Origin of the sequence: Bradyrhizobium sp. ORS 375, assembly GCF_000239775.1 — a bacterium.
Classification (GTDB): domain Bacteria; phylum Pseudomonadota; class Alphaproteobacteria; order Rhizobiales; family Xanthobacteraceae; genus Bradyrhizobium.
Genome location: NZ_CAFI01000415.1, coordinates 1 through 5,325, shown reverse-complemented (window position 1 = coordinate 5,325; position 5,325 = coordinate 1). Strand labels below are relative to the sequence as shown.

At 68.1% G+C, this 5,325-nt stretch carries 6 protein-coding genes; 5 read left to right on the top strand and 1 reads right to left on the bottom strand.

Annotation, left to right across the window (positions count from 1 at the left end; all coding sequences use genetic code 11):
• Positions 1 to 33: 33 nt before the first annotated feature.
• The gene (locus BRAO375_RS27495; protein ID WP_009030702.1) at positions 34 to 855 is read right to left on the bottom strand and encodes an IclR family transcriptional regulator; all 822 of its coding nucleotides are present in this window, start codon (positions 853 to 855) and stop codon (positions 34 to 36) included.
• A 171-nt stretch (positions 856 to 1,026) separates the two neighbouring features.
• Here BRAO375_RS27495 and BRAO375_RS27490 point away from each other — a divergent pair, with 171 nt between their 5' ends.
• From BRAO375_RS27490 to BRAO375_RS27470, 5 genes are all read left to right on the top strand, one after another.
• The gene (locus BRAO375_RS27490; RefSeq protein ID WP_009030701.1) at positions 1,027 to 2,082 is read left to right on the top strand and encodes an ABC transporter ATP-binding protein; all 1,056 of its coding nucleotides are present in this window, start codon (positions 1,027 to 1,029) and stop codon (positions 2,080 to 2,082) included.
• On the top strand, positions 2,079 to 2,936 hold the full coding sequence (locus BRAO375_RS27485; protein ID WP_009030700.1) for an ABC transporter permease: 858 nt from the start codon (positions 2,079 to 2,081) through the stop codon (positions 2,934 to 2,936). The genes BRAO375_RS27490 and BRAO375_RS27485 overlap by 4 nt, the downstream gene beginning before the upstream one ends.
• 5 nt (positions 2,937 to 2,941) lie before the next feature.
• On the top strand, positions 2,942 to 3,736 hold the full coding sequence (locus tag BRAO375_RS27480) for an ABC transporter permease (protein WP_035642578.1): 795 nt from the start codon (positions 2,942 to 2,944) through the stop codon (positions 3,734 to 3,736).
• Positions 3,737 to 3,741: 5 nt separating this feature from the next.
• The gene (locus BRAO375_RS27475; RefSeq protein ID WP_009030698.1) at positions 3,742 to 4,035 is read left to right on the top strand and encodes a (2Fe-2S)-binding protein; all 294 of its coding nucleotides are present in this window, start codon (positions 3,742 to 3,744) and stop codon (positions 4,033 to 4,035) included.
• Positions 4,028 to 5,325, top strand: a 1,298-nt coding sequence (locus BRAO375_RS27470) for an FAD/NAD(P)-dependent oxidoreductase (protein ID WP_035642577.1), incomplete at its 3' end; no start/stop codon positions are given. The genes BRAO375_RS27475 and BRAO375_RS27470, both read left to right, overlap by 8 nt.

Genomic DNA, 5,325 nt, shown 5'->3' with positions numbered 1-5,325 from the left:
GGCGTGGAGATGCATGGCGTGGATCCATGAATACTAACTCCCGCCGATCGTGCTCAGGCTCCGCGACGGATAGCGCAAGGCGACGTCGAACGGATTGAGCTTCCCCGCCAGCGCCTGCGCCTCGCTTTGCAGGATCTTCACGACATGCGGCAGCCGATCCGCATTCAGGCGCTCCGCCAATGTCCCCACGCTGAGCGCGGCGACCGCGCGGCCCTGCGCGTCGAGCACGGGCACGCCGACGCCGGCCATGCCGGGAATGAGGCCGGTGCTGGTGTTGACCCAGCCCCGGGTGCGGGCCTGCGCCAGCGCGCTGCGCAGCGAGGCTTCGTCGAGAAAGCCGCGGTCGAGGAGGCGGGGGATGTTGAAGCGGATCACCGCCTCCTGCTCGTCCTCTGGCAGGTTGGCGAGCATGGCGAGGCTGCCCTGGCCGAGGCCGAGCGGCACCTTGCCGCCGATGTCGCCGGTGAAGGAGCGGATCGGAAACGGTCCTTCGACACGGTCCAGGCACACCGCATCGAAGCCGTTGCGCACCAGCAGGAAGATCGTGTCGCTCAAGGTCGCGGACAGCCGCAGCAGCGCCGGACGTGCGGCCTCGCGCAGGCCACTGGCCTGACCGGCCCGCGCGGCGAGCACGTAGAAATCGAGCGCCAGCCGATAGCGCTTGCCGGCCGCCTGCTCGGCAAAGCCCTCGGCGGCGAGATCCTGCAGCATGCGGTGCGCCGTCGGCTGGCTGCAGCCGGTGGCCTCGGCGATGTCCTTCAATCGCAGCCCCTCGGGATCGCCGTCCGCGAGCACGCGCAGCAGTTTCAGAGCCCGTCGCAGGCTGGAAGCGGAGTCAGTGTCAGCGGTCGTCATCTGCCTGAAGGAAAGTCACGCGAAAGATATCGTGAAAGATTTCATATATCAGAATTCGGTTGAGATAAATTCAGGATATCGGAATTCTTGATTGACGGTGCATCGCGGCCCGGCGTGAAATCCGTCCCGGAGGCGGCTAATCCCTGGCAAAGGCCTCCCGCGCGAGGACAGATGGGTTTCCTGTCGCTGGATGGCCTGACGAAGCTCTACGGCGATGTCGCTGCGGTCAGCGACGTCCATCTCAGCGTCGCCAAGGGCGAGTTCATCTCGCTGCTCGGCCCCTCCGGCTGCGGCAAGACCACGACGCTGCAGATGATCGCAGGCCTCGTCGAGCCGACGTCGGGCCGCATCATGCTCGACGGCCGCGACATCACCCATGAGAAGCCCGACCGCCGTGGCCTCGGCATCGTGTTCCAGAGCTACGCGTTGTTTCCGCACATGACGGTGGCGCAGAACGTGTCTTTCGGACTCGAGATGCGCAAGGTGCCGCGTGCCGAACGTGACGCCCGCGTCAAGCAGGCGCTGGTGCTGGTGCAACTCGCCGCGCTTGCCGATCGCTATCCGCGTCAGCTCTCCGGCGGGCAGCGCCAGCGCGTCGCAGTGGCGCGTGCGCTCGTCATTGATCCGCCGGTGCTGCTGCTCGACGAGCCCTTGTCCAATCTCGACGCCAAGCTGCGCGAGGAGATGCAGTTCGAGCTGCGCGGCATCCAGCAGCGCATCGGCACCACAACGATCATGGTGACGCACGACCAGGGCGAGGCGCTGTCGATGAGCGACCGCGTCGTCGTCATGGAGCAGGGTCGCATCATGCAGGTCGATGCGCCCTATCGCCTTTATGAAAGCCCGGCGACGCCGTTCATCTCCTCCTTCGTCGGCAAGATGAACCGGCTGCCCGGCGTCTGGGGTCGCAGCGGCTTCGAAAGCAACGGCCGCGTGCTGCCCTGCAATGGCGCAGGTCTCACCGAGGGGGCTTCCGCCGTGCTGGCGATCCGGCCGGAGAAGATCACGCTGACATCCTCCGGCGCCGGCGTGCTCGACGGCCGGGTCAAGGCGCGGTTCTTCCTCGGCAGCGCCTGGTTCTTCACCCTCGAGACAGATGCCGGACTGATCGGCGTCTCCCTGCCCAATGCCGGCGAGGAGCCGCCGCGCGAGGGCGATCCGGTCGGGCTCGACTGGAGTAAATCGAGCGCCAAGGCCGCCAAGCCCGAGGGAGCGCAGCCGGCATGAACAGCGCACGCGCCAGCACGACGCCATGGCTGCTTGCCGCGCCCGGTGCGCTGCTGTTCACGGCGCTCGTGCTCGTGCCGCTCGGACTCACGCTGATCCTGTCTTTCCACGTCTACGACGCCGCCAGCGGCGTGAAGGACGAGACCACGCTGGCGCATTACATCGCGACCCTCTCCGACGGCTACTTCCTCAACATCTTCTGGCGCACCCTGCGGCTCGCGGCGCTGACCACCTTGATCTGCGCCCTCATCGGCGCGCCCGAGGCCTACATCCTGTCGCGCATGCGGGAGCCCTGGCGCTCGATCTTCCTGCTCGCGATCATCGGCCCGCTCTTGGTGTCGGTGGTGGTGCGTGCCTTCGGCTGGAGCATGCTGCTCGGGCCCACCGGCCTCGTCAACGAGGCGTTCCGCGCGTTCGGCCCGGGCACGGTGAAGATCCTCTACACCGAGACCGCGATCGTGATCGCGCTGGTGCATGTGATGCTGCCGTTCATGGTCATCCCGGTCTGGACCTCGCTGCAGAAGCTCGATCCGATGGTGGAGGCCGCAGCCTGGACGCTCGGCGCCTCCCGCTTCACGGCGCTGCGCCGCGTGGTGCTGCCGCAGGTGACGATGGGGATCTTGTCCGGCAGCCTCGTCGTGTTCGGCCTCTCGGCCTCGGCCTTCGCGATCCCCGCGCTGCTCGGCGGCCGCCGCCTGAAGATGGCGGCGACCCTGGTCTATGACGAATACATGCACGAGCTGAACTGGCCACTCGGCGCAGCCATCGCGATCCTGGTGCTGATCATCAATCTCGTCATCATGCTGGCCTATCAGCGCGTGGTCGAAGCCCGCGCGCGACGGACCTTGGGGTGAGCAGCATGCACCGCAATGGTCCGATCGCCTTGCTGTTCCACACGCTCGTCGTGGGCTTCGTGCTCGCGCCGCTCGTCGTGATCTGCCTCGTTGCCTTCACGCCCGCGAACACCCTGACCCTGCCGACGACGCACGTCTCGCTGCGCTGGTTCGCGGCCGTGTTCGATCATCCAGATTTCGTCGCCTCCTTCTTCAACAGCCTGTGGGTGGCCGCGACAGCGGCGACGATCGCCGTGGTGCTCGCGGTCGCCGCCGGCCTCGCGCTCGACCGCTACGACTTCCGCGGCCGCGCCGCGCTGAACGCGCTGTTCCTGTCGCCGCTGATGATCCCGCATCTCGTGCTAGGCGTGGCGCTGCTGCGATTGTTCGCGCTCATCGGTGCCACCGGCAGCCTCGTCTGGTTGACGGCCGGCCATATCGTCGTGGTCACGCCCTACGTGCTCCGCCTCGTCCTGGCCGCGCTCTCCGGTCTCGACCGCAGCGCGGAGCAGGCGGCCGTGACGCTCGGCGCCTCCGGCTGGATCGTGTTCCGACGCATCACCGTGCCGATGATCCTCCCGGGCATCACCGGCGGCTGGCTGCTCGCCTTCATCAACTCCTTCGACGAGCTCACGATGTCCATCTTCATCACTTCGCCCGCGACCGTCACGTTGCCGGTGCGCATGTACATGTACGCGACCGAATCGATCGACCCTATGATGGCGGCGGTCTCGGCGCTGATGATCGCGGTGACGGCGGCGGCGATGCTGCTGCTGGATCGCATCTTCGGCCTCGACAAGATCCTCGTCGGTCAAGGCTGACGACCATGCCGCTGCTGCATCGCCTCGCCCGCACCGGCAATCCAGTCATCTTCTTCACCCTCGACGGCGTGCCCTGCGAGGGTCGGGCCGGCGATACGGTGCTGACGGCCGTGCTTTGTCTCGGCGAGCGGCTGCGCCACAGCGAGTTCTCGGGGGCGCCCCGCGCCGGCTTTTGCCAGATGGGCGCCTGCCAGGATTGCTGGGTGCAACTCGCCGGCGGCGAGCGGCTGCGCGCCTGCACGACTCCGCTCACCGAAGGCATGCACATCGTCACGCAGCGGAGGCGCAGCGATGGCTGAGCGCGCATCGCCTTTGATCGTCGGCGCCGGCCCGGCGGGCATGCGCGCAGCCATCACGCTGGTCGGCGCCGGTCTGCGACCCGTCGTAATCGATGAGGGCCACGCCTGCGGCGGCCAGATCTATCGCCAGCCGCTAAGCTCGGATGGCCGCGATGCCGACGCGCGCTACGGCTCGGAGGCGGCGAAGGCCTCGCGGCTGCACCGCGACTTTGCTGCGCTCGGCACTGAGGTCGACTACAGGCCTGACGCGCTGCTGTGGAATCTGCGCGATGGCGCCGCCGACGTTCTGCGCGATGGCGTCAGTCAGCGCGTGAGTTATGACGGGCTGATCCTCGCGACAGGCGCGACCGATCGCGTGCTGCCGATTCCCGGCTGGACCTTGCCCGGCGTGTTCACGCTGGGCGGCGCGCAGATCGCATTGAAGGCGCAGGGCTGCGCCATCGGCAAGCGCGTGGTGTTCGCGGGCTCCGGCCCGCTGCTTTATCTCGTCGCCTGGCAATACATGAAGGCCGGCGTCGAAGTCGCGGCCGTGCTCGACGCCGCGCCGCGGTCGGCGAAACTCAATCTGCTGCGCGCCCTGCCGCTGGCGCCGGAGATCGTGCTGCGTGGCCTGCGCATGGCGGCGGAACTGATCCTGTGCGGCACACGCGTCCAATCCGGCGTCTCCAGGCTGCGCATCGAGGGCGAGGGCAGGGTCACGCGCATCGTCTATCAGTCCTCGGGGCGTGAGCACGCGATCGTCTGTGATGGCGTTGGTTATGGCCTCAATCTGCGCTCTGAGACGCAAGCCGCCGATCTCGCCGGCTGCGCCTTCCGCTTCGATCCGCGCGACCGCGCGCATCTGCCGCTGCGCGATGGCAGTGGCCGCAGCAGCATTGCCGGCGTCTATATCGCCGGTGACGGCGCGCGCATCGCTGGCGCCGATGCGGCGGAAGCCGCTGGCGAACGCGCCGCGCTGGCGCTGCTGGAGGATCGCAGCTTGCCGCATGATGCCGCGCGGGCCACCGCGCTCGAGCGCACGCTCGCGACAATCGATCGCCTGCGGGAAGCGCTCGAAGCCGCCTTTCCCTTTCCATCCCACTGGGCCGACGACATCGCCGATGAGACGCTCCTGTGCCGTTGCGAGGAGATCAGCGCGGGCGAGGCCCGGCGCGCGATCGGCGACTTTGCAATCACAGAGATCAACCGTCTGAAGGCGGTGACGCGCGTCGGCATGGGCCGCTGCCAGGGCCGCATGTGCGGCGCGGCCGCGGCCGAGCTGCTCGCGGCGCGTGCGCGGCGCGATATCGG

Excerpts from the sequence above, each read along its gene's own strand:
- BRAO375_RS27485 (WP_009030700.1), top strand. The coding sequence starts at position 2,079 with ATGAACAGCGCACGCGCCAGCACGACGCCATGGCTGCTTGCCGCGCCC.
- BRAO375_RS27495 (WP_009030702.1), bottom strand. The coding sequence starts at position 855 with ATGACGACCGCTGACACTGACTCCGCTTCCAGCCTGCGACGGGCTCTG.
- BRAO375_RS27490 (WP_009030701.1), top strand. The coding sequence starts at position 1,027 with ATGGGTTTCCTGTCGCTGGATGGCCTGACGAAGCTCTACGGCGATGTC.
- BRAO375_RS27475 (WP_009030698.1), top strand. The coding sequence starts at position 3,742 with ATGCCGCTGCTGCATCGCCTCGCCCGCACCGGCAATCCAGTCATCTTC.
- BRAO375_RS27480 (WP_035642578.1), top strand. The coding sequence starts at position 2,942 with ATGCACCGCAATGGTCCGATCGCCTTGCTGTTCCACACGCTCGTCGTG.